This is a genomic window from Ruegeria sp. SATB045 (assembly GCF_059613525.1).
Genome location: NZ_JBXWSR010000034.1, coordinates 101040 through 124774, shown reverse-complemented (window position 1 = coordinate 124774; position 23735 = coordinate 101040). Strand labels below are relative to the sequence as shown.

Sequence of the window (23735 nt, the reverse complement as noted above, 5' to 3'; positions counted from 1 at the left end):
GGCGGCGGCGGTGGCGGAACCGGCGGCGGCGGTGGCGGAACCGGCGGCGGCGGTGGCGGAACCGGCGGCGGCGGTGGTGGAACCGGTGGCGGCGGCGGTGGAACCGGCGGCCCAGGAAATGGTAATGGTAACAACCCCAACCCCGGTAACGGCGGTGGCAATACCGGAGGGTCTGGCCCCGGCACCGGCAATGGTGGCGGCAACAATGGCAATGGCAATGGTGGTGGCAACGGGACCGGAAACGGGAACGGCAACGGAAACGGTGGCAGCATCTTCGGCGGACCCGGAAATGGTAACGGGAATAACCCCAATTCCGGCAACGGCGGCGGTAACACAAATGGATCAGGCCAAGGTTCCGGAAACGGCGGCAACAACAACGGCAACAGCGGCGGCACCAACGGCAACGGCAATGGTGGCAATGTCGGTGGTGTCGGCGGCGGCAACGGCGGGTCAGGTGGTGTTTTCAACTAACTGACTCTGGTTGAACGCAATGAGGATCGTAAAACACTCTTGTTGCAGACAATACAAACGAAGATCAAAAGAAACGGGGCGCCAAAATTGGCGCCCCGTTTATTTGGTAGTCTCCATCGACCCAGTGGTCACAAATTAACTACGGCGGTAGACACCCACCCAATTCTCTGGCTGTCGTGGGTCTTGCATCCGTAAGAAAAGATACCGGGTATCCGACCACGGTTTGATCGTGTTGGTCAAATTATCCAGCACCAGATCACCCGCTGCGGATCTGTAGACCAAAACGGCATGCGCATTTCTTCGCGTATCCAGCACAGTCGCAATCAGCAATTTACTTGGGTCAATTCCTGCGCGAATTAGATCTCTTTTTTTCAAAAGAGCAAAGTCTTCGCAGTCCCCACCACGTCTGGTCGGCAACGCCCATCTCTCTACGGTTCTATACTGAGATTGGTCCGTAACTTCACGCGTAGTCCGATTGATCTTACGATTCACGCGTTTAACAATCTGCAATTCCTGCTGGCTTGTCATCGCCACCGAAGCAGTGCTGGAACATGCCCATGAGTATTGGCGACACAGCTGTCTTGCTCCGGCAGGCGGAGGTGTAGATGCCACGCTCCTGATGAAGTCTCCTTCGCTGGCTTCCACAGATTTCCCAACGACACTGACCGCCGCGAGAATCGCGCAAACACCCAAAACCTTGCCTGTCGCGGTGAACGCCTGCTCTACAAACGAATTCATGCCTGTCCCTCGATCCTGGTCTCTCCGAACGATTGTCGACAGACAGGACCGTATTCCGATTTAGGAAACTATCGGTAAACGGACGCGGCAGCGCAATCTGGGCTTAAGGTGGATGGAAAAAGAGGCGGAAATTCGTCACTTTTCATGACCATTTCGCGCTGAATTTGTCGGGTTACTGCCACAATTGAGGCAACCAACGAGAGCGAAAAAGTGCATATATAAAATACAAGGTATTGTTATTATTTAAAAAACAGAAAAAAATTTCAAAACTAAATTCACTGAAACGGCCAGATAACATATAGGCCGAAATCCGCGCATTCTTTAGGCCGTCCGGCAGCATTCACCAGACGGCCTTGATGATTCTATTCGGTGATTTCGACGACGACCAATTCGCGTTCACTCGCACCACGTGCGTGGTCAAGGGCCTTTTGGTAGTCGGGCGAATTGTAACAATCGACAGCAGCTTCGACCGAAGGGAATCTGGCTACTACATTACGCGGGCGCTCTTTTCCCTCAAGCTGCACATAGCGTGCAGCACGTGCAATGAATTGCCCCCCATGGGCGGCAATCGCCGGACCCGCCAACTCGGCGTATTTTCCGTAAGCCTGGTTGTCCGTCACAGTGACATGTGCGATCCAAAGTGCGGGCATGTTACCCCTCCAATACCTGTTCGGCGGCCTTGATGGCCGCATCCGCATTCGACGCATCTCGGCCACCGCCTTGCGCCATGTCCGGGCGACCACCGCCGCCCTTGCCGCCCAGCTCGACCACTGCGGCGCGCACCAGATCCACGGCCGAGACCTTTTCGGTCAGGTCCGCGGTCACTCCAGCCGCTACAGCCGCCTTGCCACCCGCATCCGCGATCAGCAGAACCGCACCTGACCCAAGACGGCTTTTGTGTTCGTCGATCAACGCGGGAAGGTCTTTTCCGGAAACGCCGCTCAGCGCCTGCGCCAAGAACGGTACACCGTTCACATCCTTCGCCTCAGCACTGCCCTGCCCCGAACCGCCCGCCATCGCCAGATCACGGCGCAATTGGGCCACTTCGTTCTGCAGCGCTTTGCGTTCGTCCAGCAGGGATTTCACGCGCCCAACCACATCATCAGGCTGCGCCTTCAACTCGGACGCAATCTGGCCCAACCGTTGATCCTGCGCCGACAGGTGGCGGAACGCCTCATCCCCGGTCAGAGCTTCGATCCGGCGCACACCGGCGCTGCTGGCACTGTCGCCCAACACCACAAAGGTGCCGATATCCCCGGTCTGGCGCACATGGGTGCCGCCGCACAGTTCAATCGACCATGTTTCGCCATCCTGACCTTTACCCGTGGGCGCTTTGCCCATCGAGACAACCCGCACCTCGTCACCGTATTTCTCACCAAACAGCGCCTGCGCGCCCAGATCCCGCGCGTCGTCGGGCGTCATGATCCGCGTCTCGACGGCCGAATTCTGGCGAATGAATGCGTTCACTTCACGCTCGACTTTTTGCAGTTCTTCGACGCTCAGCGCTTTGGAGTGGCTGAAGTCGAACCGCAGCCGGTCCGCCGCGTTCAAAGAGCCGCGCTGCGCCACATGGTCGCCCAGCGTTTCGCGCAGCGCCTCGTGCAGCAGGTGCGTGGCCGAGTGGTTTGCCCGGATCGCGCTGCGGCGGGTGTGATCGACCTCAAGCTCGACCCCGTCGCCTTTGGACAGCGTGCCCTGGCTGACGGTCACCTTATGCGCATAGACCTTACCTTCGGCAAATTTGCGCGCGTCTTCGACCTTGGCCACATCCTGCAAATTTTCAAGCCGCCGAATTTCGCCGGTATCCCCGACCTGACCACCGGCCTCACCATAGAACGGGGTCTGGTTCACGATGACCCAACCGGTGCCACCCTGCTCGATGGTGTCGACCAGCGCGCCATCCACGACCAGAGCAGCCACCTGCCCTTCGGCTCTTTCGGCATCATAGCCAAGGAAATCCGTGGCCCCGGCGCTGTCCAGCACGTCAAACCAAACGGCCTGATCCGCCGCCTCGCCCGAGCCCGCCCAAGCAGCGCGCGCTTTGGCTTTTTGTTCGGCCATGGCTGCATCGAACCCGTCGGTATCCACAGTCCGGCCCTTTTCACGCAGCGCATCCTGCGTCAAATCCAGCGGGAAGCCATAAGTGTCATAGAGCTTGAACGCCGCATCACCGGGCAGAGCCTCACCTTCGGGCAGGCCCGCGACCTCATCATCCAGCAGTTTCAGACCGCGATCCAAGGTCTGCTTGAACCGGGTTTCCTCAAGCAGCAGTGTTTCTTCGATCAGCGCCTGCGCCTGTCCCAGTTCCGTATATTGCGCACCCATAAGCTGCACCAGCGAGGGCACGAGGCGATGCATCACCGGATCTTTTGCACCCAGCAAATGCGCATGGCGCATGGCGCGCCGCATGATCCTGCGCAGAACGTAACCGCGGCCGTCATTGCTGGGCATCACGCCATCGGCAATCAGGAACGAGGTCGAGCGCAGGTGATCCGCAATCACGCGGTGATGCACGTTCTGATCGCCATAAGGATCGACACCGGTGGCATCGGCAGACGCTTCGATCAGCGTTTTGAACAGGTCGGTGTCATAGTTGTCATGGCTGCCCTGCAGCAGCGCGCCGATCCGCTCCAGCCCCATGCCAGTGTCGATGGATTGCATGTCCAGCTCCACCATCGAGCCGTCCTCGAACTGCTCGTTCTGCATGAAAACGATGTTCCAGATTTCGATGAACCGGTCGCCATCTTCCTCGGCCGAGCCCGGAGGGCCGCCCCAGATGTGATCGCCGTGGTCATAGAAAATCTCGGTGCACGGACCACAGGGACCAGTCGGGCCCATCTGCCAGAAATTGTCGTTGGTGGCGATGCGGATGATCCGGTCTTCGGGCACGCCGACTTTTTTCCAGATCTCAAACGCCTCGTCATCGGTGTGATACACCGTGGTCAGCAGGCGGTTCTTGTCGATGCCGAATTCCTTGGTGATCAGCTCCCACGCGAAGGGGATCGCCTCATGCTTGAAGTAATCCCCAAACGAGAAATTCCCCAGCATCTCAAAGAACGTGTGGTGGCGCGCAGTGTAGCCCACATTGTCCAGATCGTTGTGCTTGCCACCTGCACGCACACATTTCTGTGCGGTGGTGGCGCGACTGTAATCGCGTGTCTCAAGCCCCGTGAACAGGTTCTTGAACTGCACCATGCCCGAGTTCACGAACATCAGAGTCGGGTCATTGCGCGGCACGAGCGGGCTGGACGCCACAACTTCATGCCCTTGTTTGGCGAAATAGTTCAGAAAGGTCGATCGGATATCGTTCAGCGTGGGCATTAGGCTCTCTCAGCGCGCAATCATCTTGTTCGAAAACGGGTTTATCGCTGTCCCTGCGGATAGTCCACAGGTGAGGCTGCGCAAACGAAACAAGGCGGCCCCAATGGACCGCCCTGCATTCACAATTCCGGGATGCCGTCAGGCTTCCAAAATATCGTCATCCTCAGTGGCACCGGGCGGCATGTCGAAGTCCAACCCATGCGCGGCGCGGATCTTGTCCTCAATCTCTAGCGCCGAGCGGCTGTTATCGCGCAGATATTGTTTGGCGTTCTCACGCCCCTGCCCGATCCGCTCGTCCCCGTAGCTGAACCAAGAGCCCGACTTCTCAACCACACCGGCCTTGACGCCCAGATCCAGCAGCTCGCCCATCTTGCTGATGCCCTCGCCATACATGATGTCGAATTCCACCTGTTTGAACGGCGGGGCCACCTTATTCTTGACGACCTTGACGCGGGTCTGATTGCCGACCACTTCGTCGCGGTCCTTGATCGCGCCGATACGCCGGATGTCCAAACGAACCGAGCTGTAGAATTTCAGCGCGTTACCCCCGGTGGTGGTTTCGGGGCTGCCAAACATCACACCGATTTTCATCCGGATCTGGTTGATGAAGATCACCATACAGTTCGAGCGGCTGATCGAACCGGTCAGCTTGCGCATCGCCTGGCTCATCAAACGGGCCTGCACGCCGACATTACTGTCGCCCATGTCGCCCTCAAGCTCGGATTTCGGCGTCAGCGCCGCGACTGAGTCGACCACAACCATGTTCACCGCGCCCGAGCGGACCAGCGTATCGGTGATCTCAAGCGCCTGTTCTCCGGTGTCGGGCTGCGAGATTAGCAACTCATCCAGATCGACACCCAGCTTACGAGCATATTGCGGGTCCAACGCGTGTTCCGCGTCAACGAACGCACAGACACCGCCACGCTTTTGCTGTTCTGCAATACAATGCAGCGTCAGGGTGGTCTTGCCCGAGCTTTCTGGCCCGTAAATCTCAACAATCCGGCCCATCGGCAAGCCGCCAATCCCCAGCGCGATATCCAGACCCAGCGAGCCGGTCGAGCTGGCCTCGATATCCTGTTTGGAGTCCTCACCCAGCTTCATGATCGAACCCTTGCCGAACTGCCGTTCAATCTGGGCCAGCGCGCTGTCGAGCGCCTTTTGCTTGTCTGCGTTTTTCTTGTCGCTCATCGTCAGAAGATCCGCCATTGTCCTGTCGCCTTCCCTTGTGTCACACCCTTGAACGGGCGGCAATCACTGCTTTGTTCGCCTCTTGTTCCTTATGAGATCAAAAAGAGAACATTTCAACTAAAACTTACAATATTTACTCTTGGGCAATTGTGTTAAAGAGTCGTTTACGCCACTGTACAAAGATAACCAATCGTTCTGGCAGACACATAAATGCTTGTTTTCTATGAGGAACGCCTGGCGTTTCTGGCTGTTCCCAAAACCGGCAGCACCGCATATCACTCAGCGCTGAAAGACCGGGCGGACCTTGTCGTGACCGGTCCTCCGGCATTGAAACACGCTCCAGTTCGGCGATATGACAGGTTTTTTCAGAATATCTTCCAAAAAATGTATGACATCGACATGGAGATCATGGCCGTCGTTCGGGAACCAATCGACTGGTTAGGCAGTTGGTACAAGTTTCGTAGCCGTGACGAACGGATTGGGCATCCGCACTCGACCCGCGACATGAGCTTCGATGACTACATTCAGGCTTATATGAAGTCACCCCGCCCCGAATACGCAGATGTCGGCAGTCAGAGTCAGTTTTTCCGCACCCGCAGCAATGGCCGCGGTGCGGATCATGTGTTCAAATACGAAAACCAAGACAAGATTCTGGAATTTCTGGAAAACCGACTGGACATGAAGATTGCTCTGCAGCGCGAAAACGTCTCTCCAACCCGTGACTTGGCGCTAAGTGCAAAGACTGAACAGAAGTTCCGCAAACGTCATGCGCTGGAATTTGAGTGCCACGAAAAAGCGCAGTAGCGTATCAGTTCATTTGCCGAAACACTGCTTCGGTCAATTGGTTCAATGAGAATGGTTTCGGCAAAAAGGCCGAGTTTGCGATCTCAGGTCCCGAATCTCCGAACGCGCCTTCGGTGTAACCGGACATGAAGATAACCTGCACATCTGCGCGCTTTTCGATCGCAGTTCGTACCCAGGTTGGACCATCGAGTCCGGGCATCACGACATCGGTTACAAACACATCTACATGCAATGTTTCATCTTCTAGCAGTCTCAACGCTTCTTCACCCGAGTCGGCCTCGAGCACCGTGTAACCTTTCAAGCGCAGAGCCCGCGTAGCAAACGCACGAACCGGTGCTTCATCCTCAACCAGTAGGACGACGCCTTCGCCCTGGCGGGCATTCAGAACTTCGGGCTGTACTTCTTGGCTGGGCTCGATCTTCTGCGGCGTGGCTGAAATCGGCAAGAACACCGTAAATTCCGTGCCCTGCCCTTGCACGCTATCGACGAAAATAAACCCGCCCGTCTGTTTGACTATGCCATACACCGTCGAAAGACCCAGACCCGTACCTTCGCCGGTTCTTTTTGTGGTATAAAACGGCTCAAAGACTTTTTGCAGCTTGTCTGCCGGTATACCCACCCCACTGTCGACGACTTTTACAGTCACATACTCGCCCGGCGGAACTGTCGCGCGGTCGCGGCGCAAAGAATCGGTCAGCGAAACGACTTCGGTTTCGATCCGAACCTCCCCGCCTTCGGGCATCGCGTCACGGGCATTGACCACCAGGTTCATGAACACCTGTTCAAGCTGTCTTTTGTCGGCGCGCACGGGCTTCAGAACAGGATCGTGGCTGAGTGTCAAACGCACTTTCTCACCGACCAGCCGGTTCAACAAGTGAATCAGATCCGAAATTGTGTCGCGCAGGTCCAGAACCTCTGGCTGAAGTGTTTGCTTGCGCGAAAAAGCCAACAGTTGACTGACCAGAGCAGCCGCCCTGTTCGCATTCTGGTTTATCTGCACCAGATCACCGTAGTTCGGGTCATTCTGATCGTGCCGCAGCAATAGCAGGTCACAATGACCAGATATTGCTGTCAGCAAATTGTTGAAATCATGCGCGACACCACCGGCAAGCTGCCCGACAGCCTGCATCTTTTGTCCCTGCACAAACTGAGCCTCAAGTGTCTTAAGCTCGGTCGCATCGTTGAGCACGGCAATTAGGCACACCTGACCATCATTCACCACCCTGTTCAGCGTCACCTGAACGAATACGTCTTTGTCTTGCCGTGTCAGGCGCAAAAATTCGGATTTGGGGGTGGCGTCCTCGACAGCGGCGCGCGACAACCACTCCTGAATCGGGTAACCTAATCCCTGCATCATTTGCGAGACATTCGTCTCGCCTGTCTGAAAGTCGCCAACCAGTTTGATTGCCAATCTGTTTGCATCCAGAACGACCCCGTCCGGTGCAATGCACATGATTGGAACCGGCAAATCCGCAAAACGTGTTTCTGTTGTCGGTAGCGTGGTTACCTGGACAGGCAGAACCAGCATTTCACGCGCAGACCCCGATCGAGAAAGCTCTGCCACGGTAACATTCAACGGGGCGCTTGAGGCGTTGGCCTGTGTGATCTCACCCGGTGCAGGTTGGCCGGAATTGAAGACTTGATCTGTGTTTTCCGGTTTGTAGCCCAATACATGCTCGGCCATTCCATTGGCCCTAAACACAGTTCCATTTCGCCCAAGTGTCAAAACAGGAACTGCCACATCATCCCAACGGCCTTCAGCCCCAAGGTGAAACCGCCAGCAATACAGATCGTGCCCGACCGAGAATACTGTCACCGCGATAGTAGACCCGATAGTCACCACATCTTCGCTGGACTTTCCGTGAATCTCAGCCAGAGACTGAAGACGTAAAAGGATTGACGCTGGATTGGCGAAAACTGACATCAAGCAGTCTTCCAACCGGTTACCGGGGAAAGCGTGTAACTGGATTCTGGCCGCTGCGTTTGACGAAAGAACAAGCCCGTCCGCATTGGCAATGACGCCTGGAAACAAGTCCTGTTCAGTGAAAGTATTCATAACTTCAATGGCACGTCGGATAGACCAATCCGCAAACCAACCCTTGAGCGCGACCAGAACTCCTGCCGTGAACAATGAAATTCCGGCGACGGCGAACTCAATCTTCCAGCCGGTCGGCAAAACATTTGTGAGAGGTGCAAGTCCGATGACGATGCCAAATACCAACACGGACATCAGTCGCAGTGGAATCGGAGATTTCCTTATGGAAGGATCCGACAAAAAACTTGAAACTTCAGTCATTAAGAACTCAGCTTGTTGGGCCTGTCGCCAGTAAGCCCAAATAAGGTTAAAGACCGCTTAACGAAATCGCGGCCGCTCTACCTATGCTTGCTGTTTTTATTAAAAATACCGCGTCAAGTGTGCGGTGAAGAAACCGTCTGTTCCGTGTGCTGCGAGCCACAATTTCTGATAGGACATGTTCCAGCCGGAATGCGAACCGAGGAAATTTTCAACGACTTCTTGGTTTTCCGGGTTCAGCATAGAACAGGTCGCATAAGCTAACGTTCCGTCTGGGGAAACAAAACCAGATGTTTCCTCGAGAATGCTTAATTGCAGCGCGCTCAACTCCTTTAGACGCTCCGGGGTCAAAGCCCATTTTCCTGCCGGGGCGCGTCTCCAGGAACCGCTGCCCGAACATGGAGCATCAACAAGCACCACATCGAAAGGTGCTTGCGACCGCACCGCATCAGGCGTCAGGATTGTGATTTTCGCCCCTGCGCGTTCGGCCCGATCAGGCAAATCTCTCATTCGCGCAGGATTAACATCATGAGCAAAAACTTCGACCCCGGCATGCGCCGCAATGGCGAGTGATTTTCCACCTCCGCCCGCGCAATAGTCCAAAACGCGCTGACCTGGTTGCAAATTCAGATCGGCAACGATGGCTTGACTGGCTGCGTCCTGCAATTCGACCAGCCCAGTCAAAAATGCCTGACTCTGGGCGACTTTACGCGCGCCATCCAGAACCTCCAACGCCGTGTCGCAGGCGTCATGCGCGCGGGCAGTGATACCATCTGCCGCCAACGCAGCAATCGCGCGATCCGAATCCGCTTTGATCAGGTTGACACGCAAATGCACCGGAGCGCGGGTTTGCAAGGCCTGCGCTACGTTGATTGCCTGGTCCTGCAAAGAGGCTTTAAACACTGGCCACAACCAGTCGGGGATGTCGTATTGTTCGGCGTCAGACAGGAATGCGCGCCCAGTTTCGTCCTCACCAACGGGCGAAGGGGCGTGCCCAACTCCCGTGAACAGATCGCTCGGGTCACTCTTTGCCGCCCTCAGGGCCCCAAGCATCAAGCCACGCCCAGTTTCGGCCCCGCCCAACGCCGCGAAAGACCGCTTGCACCGCAACGCTCCGAACACGTGATCCCGAACAGCCGCCCGGTCCTTGGAGCCGGCAAAACGGCTGCGCCGCGCCCATCCTGTCAGGGCCTTTTCGACCGGAACATCCCTGAGAATTTCGTCAAGGATTTCAATAGAGGCCTGAAAGCGGGCTGCGGGGGTCATAAAGTCGTCCCATGCGTCTGTAGAAACACAAAACGGCGCCCGAACGGGACGCCGCAATGCAATTTAAAGCAGGTTACATCACCCGATAGTTCGGGCTTTCACGAGTGATCTGCACGTCATGCACGTGGCTTTCTTTCAGCCCTGCGCCAGTGATCTTTACGAAATTGCAGTTCCTGCGCATCTCTTCCACGGTGGCACAGCCGGTATATCCCATTGCCGCGCGCAGACCGCCGACCAGTTGGTGTACAACAGCGCTGGCAGACCCTTTATAGGGCACCTGCCCCTCGATCCCTTCGGGCACCAGCTTATCGTTGGCGGCGTCCTTCTGGAAATAGCGATCCGCCGAGCCACGCGCCATTGCGCCCAGGCTGCCCATGCCGCGATAGGATTTGAACGAGCGGCCCTGATACAGAATAACCTCACCGGGGCTTTCATCGGTGCCCGCGATCATTGAACCGACCATGGCGCAGGACGCCCCCGCCGCAATCGCCTTGGCGAAATCGCCCGAGAACTTGATGCCGCCATCGGCAATCACCGGAACGTCTCCGGCGGCCGAGGCACAATCCATGATCGCCGTCAGCTGCGGCACACCCACACCGGCCACCATCCGCGTGGTACAGATCGAGCCCGGCCCGATCCCAACCTTGATCGCATCCGCGCCCGCATCAATCAGCGCCTTGGTCGCGTCGCCCGTGGCGACATTTCCCGCGATGATCTGCACTTCGTTCGACAGGGTTTTCACCCGCCGCACCGCGTCCAGCACGCCTTGCGAGTGGCCATGCGCGGTGTCCACAACGATGATGTCGACGCCCGAATCCACCAGCTGTTCCGACCGCTCAAACCCCGCATCGCCTACCGAGGTTGCCGCCGCAACGCGCAAGCGACCCAGACGGTCCTTGCAGGCGGTGGGGTTCAGCACCGCTTGTTCGGTGTCTTTCAGGGTTAGCAGGCCGGTCAGCTTGCCTGCGCCATCTACGACCAGCAACTTTTCGATCCGGCGCGCCTTCATCAGACTTTTGGCTTCCTCCAGATCAGCCGGCTCCTGAAGCATTGCCAGATTGTCGGTGGTCATCATCGCGTGGATCGGCGTGTCGTCCGAGGTCGCAAAGCGCATGTCACGGTTGGTCACAATACCCACGACGCGACCATCAGGATCGACCACAGGGAAGCCGGTGAAGTTGTACCGCTCGACTAGCGCCTGCGCGTCGGCCAGCGTCTGATCGGCGCGCAATGTCACGGGGTTATAAACGATACCGGATTCGAACCGCTTGACCCGGCGCACTTCGCGGGCCTGTTCCTCGGTCGTCAGGTTCTTGTGGATCACACCGATCCCTCCGGTCTGCGCCATAGCAATCGCCATTCGCGCCTCGGTCACTGTGTCCATCGCCGAGCTGAGCAGCGGAATGTTCATGGTAATCTCGCGCGTCACACGCGTGGTCGTATCCGCCGTTGCGGGCAGCACAGAAGATGCGCCCGGAACCAGAAGTACGTCGTCAAAGGTGAGTGCCTCACGAATCTGCATCTGCTAACCCCATGCAAAACCCCGTTTGACGGCGACCCTATGACATGGATTGCAGCTAAGGAAAAGCCCCTGACCTAAACTAGTTGTCCAATGCGAGCCGATGCCACGCTGAAAAACGACGCAAGTTGCGCAAAACCTGCCGCTGATTGGCCTTTCCCTTTGCGCACAAACCCATATCTTCCCCGGCATACGCGCGAATACAAAAGGCAGGCCCGACATGACCACCGACCCCCTTGTTGTCTTTACCCCCTCGGGCAAACGCGGGCATTTCCCCGTTGGCACCCCGGTTCTGACCGCCGCCCGGCAGTTGGGTGTCGATCTGGATTCGGTCTGCGGCGGACGCGGGATTTGTTCGAAGTGCCAGATCACGCCCAGCTATGGTGAGTTTCCCAAGCACGGTGTCACCGTATCTGAGGACGCGCTGAGCGAATGGAACGCGGTCGAACAACGCTATGACGACAAACGCGGGCTCAAGCCTGGCCGCCGTCTGGGCTGTCAGGCGACGGTTCAGGGCGATATTGTGATCGACGTGCCGCCTGAGTCTCAGGTCCATCGTCAGGTCGTCCGCAAAGCGGCTGCCGCACGCGCTATCACCATGGACCCGGCGACGCGGCTGTATTTCGTGGTGGTCGAGGAACCCGACATGCACTCGCCCACCGGCGATCTGGAGCGGTTGGAACGCGCCCTGCGCCAGCAGTGGAACATTGAGGCCGTCACCGCCGATCTGTCGCTGATGGCCAAGCTGCAACCGGTGCTGCGCAAAGGCAAATGGGAGGTCACGGTAGCCGTCCACAAAGGCCACAAGGATGAGGTCGCACGGATCGTGGAAATCTGGCCCGGCCTGCATGAACAAGGGCTGTACGGTCTGGCCATCGACCTTGGCTCAACCACCATCGCTGCCCACCTGACCGATCTGGAGACCGGTGAGGTCAAGGCCTCGTCTGGCCTGATGAACCCACAAATCCGCTTTGGTGAAGACCTGATGAGCCGCGTGTCCTACGCCATGATGAACCCCGGTGGTGATCAGGAAATGACCCGCGCGGTGCGCGAGGCGATCAACGATCTGACCATCTCCATCGCCGAGGAGGCCGGGATCGACACCGCGCTTATCGTGGAGACGGTTTTCGTCTGCAACCCGGTCATGCACCACCTGCTGCTGGGTCTGGACCCGGTCGAGCTGGGGCAGGCCCCCTTCGCGTTGGCCACATCCGAGAGCATGTCCTTGCCCGCACGTGAGATGGATCTGACTAAGATGAACCCGCGCGCGCAGGTTTATATCCTACCCTGTATTGCGGGACATGTGGGCGCCGACTGTGCCGCCGTTGCGCTCTCCGAGGAACCCGGCAAGTCCGAAGACCTCGTGTTGATCGTCGATGTGGGCACCAATGCCGAAATTCTGCTGGGCAACACCACACGCGTGCTCGCCTGTTCCTCGCCCACGGGCCCCGCGTTTGAAGGCGCGCAGATCAGTTCCGGCCAACGCGCCGCCCCCGGTGCGATTGAACGGATCGAGATTGATCCCGCCACCAAGGAACCGCGTTTCCGCATCATCGGGTCCGACAAGTGGTCCGATGAGGACGGGTTCGATCTTGATATCGCCACCACCGGGATCACCGGCATCTGTGGCTCGGGCATTATCGAGGCTGTTGCCGAAATGCGTATCGCCGGGCTGCTGGATGAAAGCGGCCTGATTGGCTCGGCTGAACAAACCGGCACCGCGCGCTGCATCCCCGAAGGCCGCACGCATTCCTATCTGATCCACGATGCCAGCGCCGAAGGCGGCCCGCGTATCACCGTAACCCAAGGCGATATCCGCGCCATCCAACTGGCGAAATCGGCGCTTTATGCCGGTGCGCGCCTGCTTATGGACGAGATGAAGGTCGACGCCGTGGATCGCGTGGTTCTGGCCGGGGCGTTTGGCGCGCATATCTCGACCAAACACGCGATGGTGCTGGGCATGATACCCGACGCACCACTGGACAAGGTCTCAAGCGCGGGCAACGCCGCTGGCACCGGCGCGCGGATCGCGCTGTGCAACATCGGATCGCGCAAGGAAATCGAACGCGTTGTGCGCGAGATCACCAAGGTCGAAACCGCCATCGAGCCCAAGTTTCAGGACCATTTCGTCGCCGCCAACGCTATCCCGCACAAGACCGACCCGTTCCCGGAACTGGCGCAGGTGGTCACGCTGCCCTCACCCTCGTTCAACACTGGCGGCGGGGATGAGGAAAAATCTGGCCGTCGCCGTCGCCGCAGGTCATAGTCCCCGGAAGGAGGCACCATGACCATAGCAAACGAAGAACAGGCCGAATACTGGGGCCACTCACCCTCGGGTGCGAAATGGCTGACCTATGAGGACCAGATGGATGCGCTTCTGGCCCCGGTCCTTGATCTGGTGCTAGAGCGCGCCGCCCTGCAACCGGGGCAGCGCGTGCTGGATATCGGCTGCGGCACAGGGGCCAGCACGGTTCTGGCGGCGAAGGCTGTTGGTCCGGATGGGCATGTTCTCGCCGCCGATGTCTCGCAGCCTTTTCTGGATCGCGCCGCCGAGCGCGCGCTGGCAGACGGGCACGCGAATATTGGCTTTCAATTCGCCGATGCGCAGACCCATCCGTTTGAGGAGGGCGACCGCGATATCATGATCTCGCGCTTTGGGGTGATGTTCTTTGAGGACACCGTAGCCGCCTTTGCCAACATGGCGCGCGCGCTGAAACCCGGCGGTCGGATGTGTTTCGCCGCTTGGGGGCCGCTATCTGGCAACCCGTGGTTCCGCCTGCCCCATATCGCAGCGACCGAACGGCTTGGCACCCCGCCCAAGGTCGACCGCAATGCCCCCGGCCCTTTGGCATTTCACGATCAGGATCGAGTCAGCGGGTTGCTGGCCGAGGCTGGCCTGACCGACATCACTGTCGATGCCGTACCCCTCACCCTGCTCGTTCGAGGCACGCTTGAAGACAGCGCAGCGCTATGTACGCGGATCGGACCCGCCGCACGGGTGATCGCCCATTTCGACGGAACGCCGGAAGAAGTCTCTGCAATTCGGCAGGCTGTGGCCGAGGAGTTCAGGCCCTATGTCGCTGGAGATGTTGTTGCAATACCGGCCCTGATAAATCTGTTTCAGGCACGCAGGCCGGGCTGATCTGGAGCGGGTAACGGGAATCGAACCCGTAACAAGAGCTTGGGAAGCTCGTGTGATACCTTTTCACCATACCCGCCGCTTGGATCGGGATAACATCCCGCGCGACCAGACCGCAAGCGCCATTCCGCAGACTAACACGCGATTATTCCGTACGGGCACGCAGGCTGTCTATCAACGATTGTTCCACGTCCAAGGCCTCGCTGGCCGCGTCCAGCGTGCGCCGATCCAGATGCTGCGGGTTCAGGTCGATCCCGTCCGAGAACGCATCAACAATCGCGCGCATCGCTTTGATCCGCGCGTATTTCTTGTTGTTGGCCGGGATCACATGCCACGGCGCGATTTCCGTTGAGGTGCGCGCCAACATCTCATCCACTGCCACCTCGGCCTCGGCCCAGCGCTCGCGGTTGCGGAAATCCTCATAGGTCAGTTTCCAGCGTTTCATCGGATTGCGCAGTCGTACAGTGAACCGCGCCATCTGTTCCTCGGGTGAGATGTGAAAGAAAAGCTTTACGATCCGCGTTCCGTCATCCACCAGCATCCGTTCGAAATCGTTAATCTCGGCATAGGCGGCACGCCAGCGGTGTTCCGGCGTGAACTTTTCCAACCGCTCGACCAGGACCCGCCCGTACCAACTGCGGTCAAAGGCCGAGATCGCGCCCTCGGGCGGCAACCTCTCCCAAAACCTCAACAGGTAGTGACGGTTCAGATAATAATTGCGGGGTGCCCCGATGGGCCAGACCTTGAAACTGCGCGGGTCCAAAGCCTGACTGATACGGCGGATCGTGCCGCCCTTGCCCGCCGCGTCCCAGCCTTCGAACACCAACACGCCCTTGAGCCCGTGAAACAGAAATGCCTGCTGAATCAGTGCCAGCTGCGCCTGCAGATCGACCAGCTCTTCGAAATATTCTTTCTTGCCCAACCGCAGCGACAGATCGGCCTCGGCCAGTTTCGGAGGAAAGTGTTTGGTCATTTCAATGCCCTGATCTGGTAATAATCATGGGCAGTGTCGCAATAACGACCGCAAGCAGCCTTGATCGGTGTCAAAACGAAAAAGGCCGGGCACTTGGCCCGGCCTTGAAGGTCGTTCCCGGCAGATCAGGCGCGGCGCCGGCGGCCACCGCCGCGACGGCCACCTGCCCCACCGGCTGCAGCGGCTTCTTCAGGCGACTTGTTGAATTTGATCCACGCCCCGCCATGCGGGTCATTGTTGGTCAACAGATTGGCGGCGCGGATGGCCTCCATTTCCTTACCGGCACGCGGTTGGGTCGAGCCCAGTCCGAACAACTGGCAGAAGGTCTCATCGTCCATATCCGCGGGCAGCACGATGCCCTTGGCTTCAACCTCGGCCTTCTTTTCAGCCAGTTTCTTGGGGCCAACCGGCAAGGCCACCGGGTTCATGATCGCCGAAGTCATGCCAGCGCCCATCGCCATCGGCAGGAACGCGTTGTTGATGCCATGACGGTTGGGTAGACCGAACGAGATGTTGGACGCACCGCAGGTGGTGTTCACGCCCAGTTCTTCGCGCAGACGACGGACCAGAGCAAACACCTGCTGGCCAGCGGTCGCCATCGCACCGATCGGCATGACCAACGGGTCAACCACGATGTCATGGGCGGGGATCCCGTAATCGGCAGCCCGTTCAACAATGGTTTTTGCCACGGCAAACCGCACATCCGGGTCTTCGGAAATCCCAGTGTCGTCGTTCGAGATCGCCACAACCGGTACGTTGTACTTCTTGACCAGCGGCAACACTAGCTCCAGACGCTCTTCCTCTCCCGTGACCGAGTTCAGCAGCGGACGGCCTTCAGCCGCCTCAAGGCCCGCCTCAAGCGCACCAGGAACCGAGCTGTCGATACACAGCGGCACATCGACCAGACCCTGCACCAGCTCGACGATCTTGGTCATCAGCGGTGGCTCGGTCTCGTTCGGGTTGGGGTTCGAGTTGTAGACGACGCCCGCATTGATATCCAGAACGGTTGCCCCTGCTGCAACCTGCGCGATGGCGTCTTTCTCGACAGTGGAGAAATCGCCCGCTTCCAGTTCCGCAGCCAGTTTCTTGCGGCCGGTGGGATTGATCCGTTCACCGATCACGCAGAACGGTTCATCAAAGCCCAGAACGGCGGTTTTTGTTTTTGATTCTACGACTGTACGGGTCATATCCGTTCCTTAGGAGTTTGCAGGCTTTGCCGAAGCGCCACCGTTATTGATCGCCCAGGTGGCGTTGGTCTTGATGCCACCCAGCGGGAAGAAGTGTACGTTGGTAATGTTGAAATCGGGGTTGGCCGCCTTGCGGTTGGCCAACTCGGTCAGAACATCGGTAGGCTCATAGGGCAACAGCAGCTTGGACACGTCCATGGCACGCTTCTGCAGCACCTTCAGCGAGGGGCCAACGCCGCACGCGATAGCGAATTTGATCAGAGTCTGCAGCTTGGCCGGGCCCGCGATACCGATATGGATCGGCAGGTCGATGCCCGCCTCTTTTAAGCCATCCGCCCATGCAATGATCGGCTTGGCATCAAAGGCGAACTGTGTGGCCAGCGCCATTTCGGCATCCGTCGTTTCGCTGAATTTCTGTTTCCAGCGCAGCGCGTCATCGACATTTTTGGTCGAGCCGTCAGGGTCGATGTCCTTGTTGCCTTCGGGGTGGCCAGCCACGTGCAGGCGTTTGAAACCAGCTTTGTCGAACAGGCCAGATTCCAGCAACTGCATTGAGCTTTCGAAATCGCCATGTGGTTTTTCGACACCGCCAGCCAGCAGCAAAGCCTGCTCAACACCTGCTTCGCCCTGATACATCGAAATCCAGTTTTCCAGCATGGCTGCGTCCTTGATGATCCGCGCAGGAAAATGCGGCATGACCGGATAGCCGTCATCGGCCAGACGTTTGGCCGTTTTGACCATGTCCTCGATGGGCGTGCCCTCGATATGAGCGATGTAGACGCGGGTGCCTTCGGGCAGCAGCGCTTTGAAGTCTTCGACCTTTTCGGCGGTGCGGGGCATCACTTCAATCGAGTAGCCCTGCAAAAAGGCTTCGACGGTCGGGTTCACAGGGCCGTTTTCGACGGCAGCACGTTTCTTGAAGTTCAACAGAGCCATCGTGGCCTCCCATAAAGATCTCGGGCTCATGCCCAACCATCATTCGCGATCAGAGCTTTGATGCGATCCTGATCATATTCAGCTTCCAAGCGCGCTGCCTCGGCCTCGGCAATGTCGGACGGATCGCCCTCAACCGCAAAAGGCTCGGCTTTGCGCCATTCGGCCAGGTAGGCATCGCTATCCTTGGCGTTCACCTTCATGGCCGCCCGGTCGATGGCTTGCTCGAACCGTTCCTCCAATTGCCGCTTTGCGCCCCGCCGACCTTTGCCGACGATGACTTGGGCGGGAATATCGCGCCAGTATACGATGGTGACGTCAGGCATCGCTGTTGATTCCTCCTAACCAGATGGACCGGTTCTAGACTTCTATATGGGCACAAGTCGGTCGGTTTTCGACACAAGGCGTATTTCAAACGACCTTTTGGCTCACGATGGGATAGCGGGTTTGTAACGAATAGTTCAACGTTCACGCATATCAAAATTCTCATCACTATAATGAGTGTCTTGCGCGATCAGAACACGCGACCTATGGTCGGGGTAACTCGAAAATCGGAGGGCGTTACGAATGGCGCCCAAGCGTCCCAAAGGTGCGGGCGCGTTCCCGAAAGCGGTCGAAAGCCCCGCGCCGGCAAGGCCCGATCCCGATGCGCTATACGCAGCGCTGGATCTGGGTACAAATAGTTGTCGCATGTTGATCGCCCAGCCCAAGGGCAGCGGCTTTCATGTGGTAGACAGTTTCTCGAAATCCGTGCAGCTTGGCGCGGGGCTCGAACGGACCGGACGGCTGTCTCGGTCTTCGATGGCTCGCACCATTCAGGCATTGCGCATCTGCCAGCAGAAGCTGAAACGTAACAAAGTCAAACGGATGCGACTGGTTGCTACCGAAGCGTGCCGCCGCGCAAAGAATTCGCGCGATTTCATCCGACAGGTCAAACGGGAAACCGGCCTGACCCTTGAGATCATCAAGCCCGAAGAAGAGGCCCGTCTAGCCGTTATCTCATGCGCGCCGCTTGTGTCGACCAAGACCGAGCAGTTGCTGGTCGTTGATATCGGCGGCGGTTCGACAGAGCTTGTGTGGATCGACCTTTCTTCGGTGTTGCGCCGCGATAGGCCCGCAGCGATCATGCGACTGCATCACGGGTTTCAAACCGCCGACAACCCCTTTCCGTCTGCCAAAGTTGTGGACTGGATCAGTGTTCCCTTGGGTGTCGCAACCCTTCGCGATCAGTTCAACGATGTCGAAGACGACTCGGCCCGCTTTGCTCTTATGAGCTGGTTTTTCGAGGAAAACCTTGCAGATTTTGCCCCTTACAAGGACGAACAGACACGAGAAGGCCTCCAGATCGTTGGCACCAGCGGAACGGTTACAACTGTTGCCGCATCACATCTGGGATTAAAGCGCTATGACCGAACCAAAGTGGACGGTCTGCGTATGACCAGCGATCAGATTGACAAGGTAATACGCGGGTATCTGGAGCTTGGTCCTCAGGGACGGCGCCGTGACCCAAGGATCGGCGATGACCGACAGGCTTTGATCATGTCGGGCTCGGCCATTTTGCAGGCGTTGCTGCGCTGCTGGCCCACCGACCGTCTTTCGGTAGCCGATCGCGGACTTCGCGAAGGTCTGCTGTACGCGCAAATGAGCGCGGACGGTGTGTTGGAAGACGGACCTTTTTAGGACCATATCTTCGATGCCGCTGACCGTCGTTGCCCTAGCCTATCGCACATCGACCGCAGCAACCACGATTTGTTGTCTGGAAGCAGCCGGATTTGACGTGTTCTGCCCCGGCTTTCAGATTGCAAACGCCCTACCGCATTATGCACTGGCCATAGGGGGAATTGCGCTGTCAGTGCCCTACAACCAAGGTCTGGATGCGCTGGCGTTTTTGAACGAGGTTTCGCACCCTGATGTTCCGAAGTCCTCCGTTTTGTCCACGGGGGCAAACTGTCTGGGCTGGCTGGGCTTTGGTGTTTCTTCTCCTTGGCCAGATCTGCTATTGATGGACGCACCGACAGGATCAACTTGATAACCCTAGACCAAGCCGGTAAACGCCCCCAGTCTTCAGGAGACCACACATGGCCAAAACACCGACTGGAAAAAGCAACTCGGGACGCGGACAACGCGATCTGAAGGTTAAGGTAAAGACCGCCCGAGGACGCAAACTCAGCTCGACCCGCTGGCTCGAGCGGCAGTTGAACGATCCGTATGTCAAGCGTGCGCAGGCCGAGGGGTATCGGGGGCGCGCGGCGTTCAAAATATTGGAACTGGACGACAAATTCCGTTTTTTGGTCCCCGGCGCTCGTGTCGTTGACTTGGGCTGTGCTCCCGGCGGCTGGCTGCAGGTCGCCGTCAAACGAGTGAATGCGCTGGGTGAGAAAAGCGGTAAGCGCATCGGAACAGTTCTGGGTGTGGACCTGCAAGAGGTCGAACCGGTCGCAGGTGCGATCGCCCACGTTTTGGACTTCATGGAAGACGACGCGGACGACAAGGTCAAAGAGTGGTTGGACGGCAAGGCCGATGTGGTCATGTCGGACATGGCCGCAGCCTCATCTGGGCACAAGCAGACAGACCATTTGCGTATCATGGCGTTGTGCGAGGCCGCCGCCTATTTCGCCTTTGATGTCCTTGAGGAAGGTGGAACCTTTGTGGCCAAGGTGCTTGCCGGGGGCGCAGAAGGCGACTTGCAAAAATTGCTAAAACAGAAGTTCAACAAGGTCGCCAACGTAAAACCGTCCGCTTCACGGTCGGACAGTTCCGAAAAATTTGTTGTAGCAACAGGCTTTCGTGGCTGACCTTAATCTTCGAGCGAAATAAAATCACCCGCCAGTACCTGTTGACGCAGTGACGCCGTAGCAATCCCCTGCATCAACAGCGCCTCACCATGGTTCAAGTATTCCGGCTTGCGCGTTCGCAGATCCTCGATCCGTTGGGATAGGGAAAGTGGCCGTTGCAGTTGCGACGTATGGACCGGTTTGTCGGACATGGAGCACCTTTTAACACGACGGGTTTTCTACCCGCCCCGTCCTGTTACAGGTGAAATTTGCCGCTAAAATGGCCGAAACCGGGCGAAGCGGTGCCGTTTTAGCGGGTCAACTGCCTTTGCAGTTGCAGCAGATCCGGGTGATCGGGTACCCGGTCCAACCCTTGGCTTAGGACGTCCAGAGCCGCTTCAGTTCCGCTGTTGAGTTGGACCAGTTGCACCAGAATGGGCCATGCCTCAGCTCTCTGTGGATCCAGTTGTATCACCTCGCGAAAGGCGCGTTCGGCCGCTGGCGCGTTCCGAAAGGTCAAAGCCATCCCGCCCAGCGCCATATGGGTTTCTGGAAAGTCCAGCCGATTGGCAATGGCATCCTGCCATTCTGCCATCACCTGACCAGCCTTTGACTGTTGCCCGGCGGTCAGGGCTTGTTGCGGAATGGTCAGAAGCTCTTTGGCGACAGCAATACGCACGTTCAACAACGGATCGGACAACAAAGGTTCCAGCCGCTCAATCTGATCGCGGAGCTCGGCGGAACGTTGCAGCACCACAGCGTTTGCACGGACCAAAGGATCTTGGTCAGACAGCAACCCTGCAGTCTGTGCAGCAACTTCGGCCGAGCCGTAGTTCTGCAATAGATATGCAGCTGTCGCCCTGACAATACCCGGTTGCGTCTGATCACCCGCAATACCCAACAGCGCCGATGGTCCTTCGGCCTGGCCCGTCACTGCAGCGTTGAATACAGTTCCATAATGGGGACCACGGTGAGACGATTCCGGAAACCAATCGGCTGTTTGTGCGGCAGCCCAGGATTGGTTTTGATCCGTATGGCAATCGGTGCAGGCATCCTGACCCAGTGCCAGATCGGGACGCGGGACGCGAAAACTGTGATCGCGACGGCCATCCACACCCATGTAAACCCGTTCAATCATGTGGCACGATTTGCACTGTGCCCCTGCGCTGCCATCGGGATGGTTATGATGCGCAGACGTGTCGTATTCTCCGCGGGCGAGGGTCGGAAAGCGGTCATTCCCCGCACCCGAATGGCATTGCGTACACAGCCCGTTTCCTTCGGCCTTAAGCATCGCGCTATGTGGCTCGTGGCAATCCATGCAGCCGACCCCTTGCGCGTACATTCGCGACTGCAGGAATGAGCCATAGACGTAGACCTCGTCCAGAATTTGGCCATCCGGGTGGTAGAGCCCCGGCCGTAAAACCGCCAGGTTGTAGGCATCGTGATACGCCGTGCCCGGCAACGGGTTGCCATCCCCATGCGCCTCGCGGCGGGAATGGCAACCGGCACATTGCTGTATCTCAGCCTCAGTCTGCCCCGCGCCCCATTCCATCGTGAAGCCATATTCCGTCAGGTCGGGGCTGCCCCCCTGCCCGTTCGTCCAGCCAATATGCGCCGAGCCTGGCCCATGGCATGCTTCACATCCAACCCCGATTTCCGCCTGGGTAGACGCATATGAGCGCGTGCCCGCGTCATAGTTCTTGTCAAAGCCAGTGGCGTGACACTCGGCACAACGCGCATTCCAGTTTTTATAGGGGCCGGTCCAGTGCAACCCATCATCGGGCGGCAGGTCCTGATCCGGGTATAAGTGGAACCAACGGTTTTCTTCAGTGTCCCAAACGACATCAAAGCTTTGCAATTGCCCCGGTCGGGTTTCGAACAGATATTGTTGCAGGGGTTCGATACCGACTACCGAGTGTACCGTGTAATCGTTTGATACCCCGTCTTTCTCCGTGACCCTGGCGCGCAGATCTCCGTCATCGGAGAAATGGACAGACATCCCATCATGGTCGAACTGCGTACCATTGAAATCTGCAACAACATGACCGTCCTCCACATCTGTCCAGGCCAAGGCGTGATGAGATTGCGACCACGCCGCGGCCTCAGCCTCGTGACAATCTTTGCATTGATCGGAACCGACATAGACGGGCACCTGGGCTGCGGCAAAGGTCGGCAGCATCAGACCAAGGATAATCCAAAGAGCTTTCACGGTTGGTCCCCATCATCGCCAACTTGCAAATCCATGAGCGCGCCATTGTATTCCGCGCCCAATATCAGGATCGCCGCGCACAGATACAAAAAGATCAGGGCAGCCATCGCTCCGGCCAAGCCTGCATAGGTGGCACTGTAGGATGCGAATTGGCTGATGTAGATCGAAAAGCCCCACCCGCCCGCGGCCCAAAGCGCCAAAGTCAACAAGACCCCCGGCAGAATTTGTGACATGGAATGGCGCCGAGTGGGCAGGATCAAATGCGCCAAAAAGACAGTTCCGGCTGGAACTGCTACGGTAAACGTCCAGCGCAGGCGGTCCACGGACAACCAATGCGATACGTTTACATCTGTCTTTTCCGAAACCAGTTTGGTGTAAACCGGCAAGATGACCTCGACTGCAGCGATGGCCAGAATTGTCGCCCCACCGATGATCACCAGACCAAGGCACAGCAGCCGCGTTTTCCAAAATGGCCAACTGTCTTGATCATGATAAGCCTGATTCATAGCCGCCCTGACAGCAACCACCCCGTTCGAGGCAAAGAAGATCGCCAAAAGGCCGCCCAAAGTAATCACGCCCGACCCCGACTGCTCTAGCACTGCGCGAAGTTCGGATACGATGGGATCGGCTACATCCTTGGGCCATGCGCCAAAGATCAATTCGATCAGTTCTTCGGTGACATAACCTTGTGACAAGGACCCGGCAAATGCCACTGTGAACAGAACAAATGGGAACAGTGCCAACATCAACGACATGGCGACATGGCTACTCATGACAAGGCCGTTTTTGCCACCGAACCGTCCAATGGCCAGCCACAAAGCCTGGATTGGGCGACTCAGCGAAGGAATCACTTGAGAAATCATGATCAAAGCCTAACCCGCCCAACGCGATCACAGAACCGTCAAAACCTCAAAATGGGC

Annotated in this window: 21 protein-coding genes and 1 tRNA gene; 7 read left to right on the top strand and 15 right to left on the bottom strand. The window is 57.9% G+C overall.

The annotated features are described in order from the left end of the window. Positions 1 to 471, top strand: a 471-nt coding sequence (locus tag AC2FNR_RS18525) for a hypothetical protein (RefSeq protein WP_496850656.1), incomplete at its 5' end; no start/stop codon positions are given. 135 nt (positions 472 to 606) lie between these two features. Here AC2FNR_RS18525 and AC2FNR_RS18520 read toward each other — a convergent pair. The 4 genes from AC2FNR_RS18520 to recA all read right to left on the bottom strand — a co-directional run bounded on the left by AC2FNR_RS18520 (position 607) and on the right by recA (position 5736). Then, positions 607 to 1209 carry a transglutaminase-like cysteine peptidase gene (locus tag AC2FNR_RS18520; RefSeq protein WP_170751290.1) on the bottom strand — a complete coding sequence of 201 codons (603 nt, stop codon included), beginning with the start codon at positions 1207 to 1209 and terminating at the stop codon, positions 607 to 609. A gap of 362 nt (positions 1210 to 1571) precedes the next feature. Further along, positions 1572 to 1859, bottom strand: a complete 288-nt coding sequence (locus AC2FNR_RS18515) for a DUF1330 domain-containing protein (RefSeq protein WP_170751292.1) — start codon at positions 1857 to 1859, stop codon at positions 1572 to 1574. A gap of 1 nt (position 1860) precedes the next feature. Beyond that, entirely contained in the window at positions 1861 to 4530 is a 2670-nt protein-coding gene (alaS, locus tag AC2FNR_RS18510) for an alanine--tRNA ligase (protein ID WP_496850653.1), read from the bottom strand. A 138-nt stretch (positions 4531 to 4668) separates the two neighbouring features. After that, positions 4669 to 5736, bottom strand: coding sequence for a recombinase RecA (recA, locus tag AC2FNR_RS18505; RefSeq protein WP_170354230.1), 1068 nt, complete (start codon positions 5734 to 5736; stop codon positions 4669 to 4671). Positions 5737 to 5928: 192 nt separating this feature from the next. Between recA and AC2FNR_RS18500 the strand changes: the two genes are divergently transcribed. After that, a complete protein-coding gene (locus AC2FNR_RS18500) occupies positions 5929 to 6522 on the top strand; it encodes a gamma-glutamyl kinase (RefSeq protein ID WP_496850651.1) in 594 nt (197 codons plus the stop codon). Positions 6523 to 6526: 4 nt separating this feature from the next. Here AC2FNR_RS18500 and AC2FNR_RS18495 read toward each other — a convergent pair whose 3' ends face one another. The 3 genes from AC2FNR_RS18495 to guaB form a co-directional block, all read right to left on the bottom strand. Then, a complete protein-coding gene (locus AC2FNR_RS18495; RefSeq protein WP_496850649.1) occupies positions 6527 to 8752 on the bottom strand; it encodes an ATP-binding protein in 2226 nt (741 codons plus the stop codon). A gap of 165 nt (positions 8753 to 8917) precedes the next feature. After that, positions 8918 to 10081 (bottom strand): RsmB/NOP family class I SAM-dependent RNA methyltransferase, encoded by a 1164-nt coding sequence (locus tag AC2FNR_RS18490; RefSeq protein WP_496850647.1) that lies wholly within the window; start codon positions 10079 to 10081, stop codon positions 8918 to 8920. Between the two features lie 73 nt (positions 10082 to 10154). Continuing rightward, positions 10155 to 11603 (bottom strand): IMP dehydrogenase, encoded by a 1449-nt coding sequence (gene guaB, locus AC2FNR_RS18485; RefSeq protein WP_480865586.1) that lies wholly within the window; start codon positions 11601 to 11603, stop codon positions 10155 to 10157. 217 nt (positions 11604 to 11820) lie between these two features. Here guaB and AC2FNR_RS18480 point away from each other — a divergent pair, with 217 nt between their 5' ends. Next, entirely contained in the window at positions 11821 to 13866 is a 2046-nt protein-coding gene (locus AC2FNR_RS18480; RefSeq protein ID WP_496850645.1) for an ASKHA domain-containing protein, read from the top strand. An 18-nt stretch (positions 13867 to 13884) separates the two neighbouring features. Next, on the top strand, positions 13885 to 14742 hold the full coding sequence (locus AC2FNR_RS18475) for a class I SAM-dependent methyltransferase (RefSeq protein WP_496850643.1): 858 nt from the start codon (positions 13885 to 13887) through the stop codon (positions 14740 to 14742). Between the two features lie 2 nt (positions 14743 to 14744). Here AC2FNR_RS18475 and AC2FNR_RS18470 read toward each other — a convergent pair. From AC2FNR_RS18470 to AC2FNR_RS18450, 5 genes are all read right to left on the bottom strand, one after another. Further along, positions 14745 to 14818, bottom strand: a tRNA-Gly gene (locus AC2FNR_RS18470). A gap of 66 nt (positions 14819 to 14884) precedes the next feature. Then, positions 14885 to 15712: a polyphosphate kinase 2 family protein gene (locus tag AC2FNR_RS18465; protein ID WP_496850641.1), complete on the bottom strand. Its 828-nt coding sequence runs from the start codon at positions 15710 to 15712 to the stop codon at positions 14885 to 14887. A gap of 125 nt (positions 15713 to 15837) precedes the next feature. Further along, complete coding sequence (locus tag AC2FNR_RS18460; protein ID WP_170354238.1) at positions 15838 to 16899, bottom strand: methyltetrahydrofolate cobalamin methyltransferase; 1062 nt, start codon at positions 16897 to 16899, stop codon at positions 15838 to 15840. A gap of 9 nt (positions 16900 to 16908) precedes the next feature. Then, complete coding sequence (locus AC2FNR_RS18455; RefSeq protein ID WP_496850639.1) at positions 16909 to 17835, bottom strand: methylenetetrahydrofolate reductase; 927 nt, start codon at positions 17833 to 17835, stop codon at positions 16909 to 16911. A gap of 26 nt (positions 17836 to 17861) precedes the next feature. Then, the gene (locus AC2FNR_RS18450; protein ID WP_170354240.1) at positions 17862 to 18158 is read right to left on the bottom strand and encodes a virulence factor; all 297 of its coding nucleotides are present in this window, start codon (positions 18156 to 18158) and stop codon (positions 17862 to 17864) included. A 241-nt stretch (positions 18159 to 18399) separates the two neighbouring features. Here AC2FNR_RS18450 and AC2FNR_RS18445 point away from each other — a divergent pair, with 241 nt between their 5' ends. The 3 genes from AC2FNR_RS18445 to AC2FNR_RS18435 are packed head-to-tail and all read left to right on the top strand — an operon-like array spanning position 18400 to position 20627. Further along, the gene (locus tag AC2FNR_RS18445; RefSeq protein WP_496850637.1) at positions 18400 to 19512 is read left to right on the top strand and encodes a Ppx/GppA phosphatase family protein; all 1113 of its coding nucleotides are present in this window, start codon (positions 18400 to 18402) and stop codon (positions 19510 to 19512) included. Positions 19513 to 19525: 13 nt separating this feature from the next. Further along, complete coding sequence (locus AC2FNR_RS18440) at positions 19526 to 19861, top strand: hypothetical protein (protein WP_480865592.1); 336 nt, start codon at positions 19526 to 19528, stop codon at positions 19859 to 19861. 49 nt (positions 19862 to 19910) lie between these two features. Next, positions 19911 to 20627, top strand: a complete 717-nt coding sequence (locus AC2FNR_RS18435; RefSeq protein WP_496850635.1) for an RlmE family RNA methyltransferase — start codon at positions 19911 to 19913, stop codon at positions 20625 to 20627. Between the two features lie 2 nt (positions 20628 to 20629). On the opposite strand, the gene AC2FNR_RS18430 is transcribed toward AC2FNR_RS18435, so the two are convergent. The 3 genes from AC2FNR_RS18430 to AC2FNR_RS18420 all read right to left on the bottom strand — a co-directional run bounded on the left by AC2FNR_RS18430 (position 20630) and on the right by AC2FNR_RS18420 (position 23678). Further along, a complete protein-coding gene (locus AC2FNR_RS18430; protein WP_170751314.1) occupies positions 20630 to 20818 on the bottom strand; it encodes a hypothetical protein in 189 nt (62 codons plus the stop codon). A 98-nt stretch (positions 20819 to 20916) separates the two neighbouring features. Further along, positions 20917 to 22815 carry a cytochrome c3 family protein gene (locus AC2FNR_RS18425; RefSeq protein WP_496850633.1) on the bottom strand — a complete coding sequence of 633 codons (1899 nt, stop codon included), beginning with the start codon at positions 22813 to 22815 and terminating at the stop codon, positions 20917 to 20919. Next, the gene (locus AC2FNR_RS18420) at positions 22812 to 23678 is read right to left on the bottom strand and encodes a YihY/virulence factor BrkB family protein (RefSeq protein ID WP_496850631.1); all 867 of its coding nucleotides are present in this window, start codon (positions 23676 to 23678) and stop codon (positions 22812 to 22814) included. Before AC2FNR_RS18420 ends, AC2FNR_RS18425 begins: the two co-directional genes overlap by 4 nt. Between the last annotated feature and the right edge of the window lie 57 nt (positions 23679 to 23735).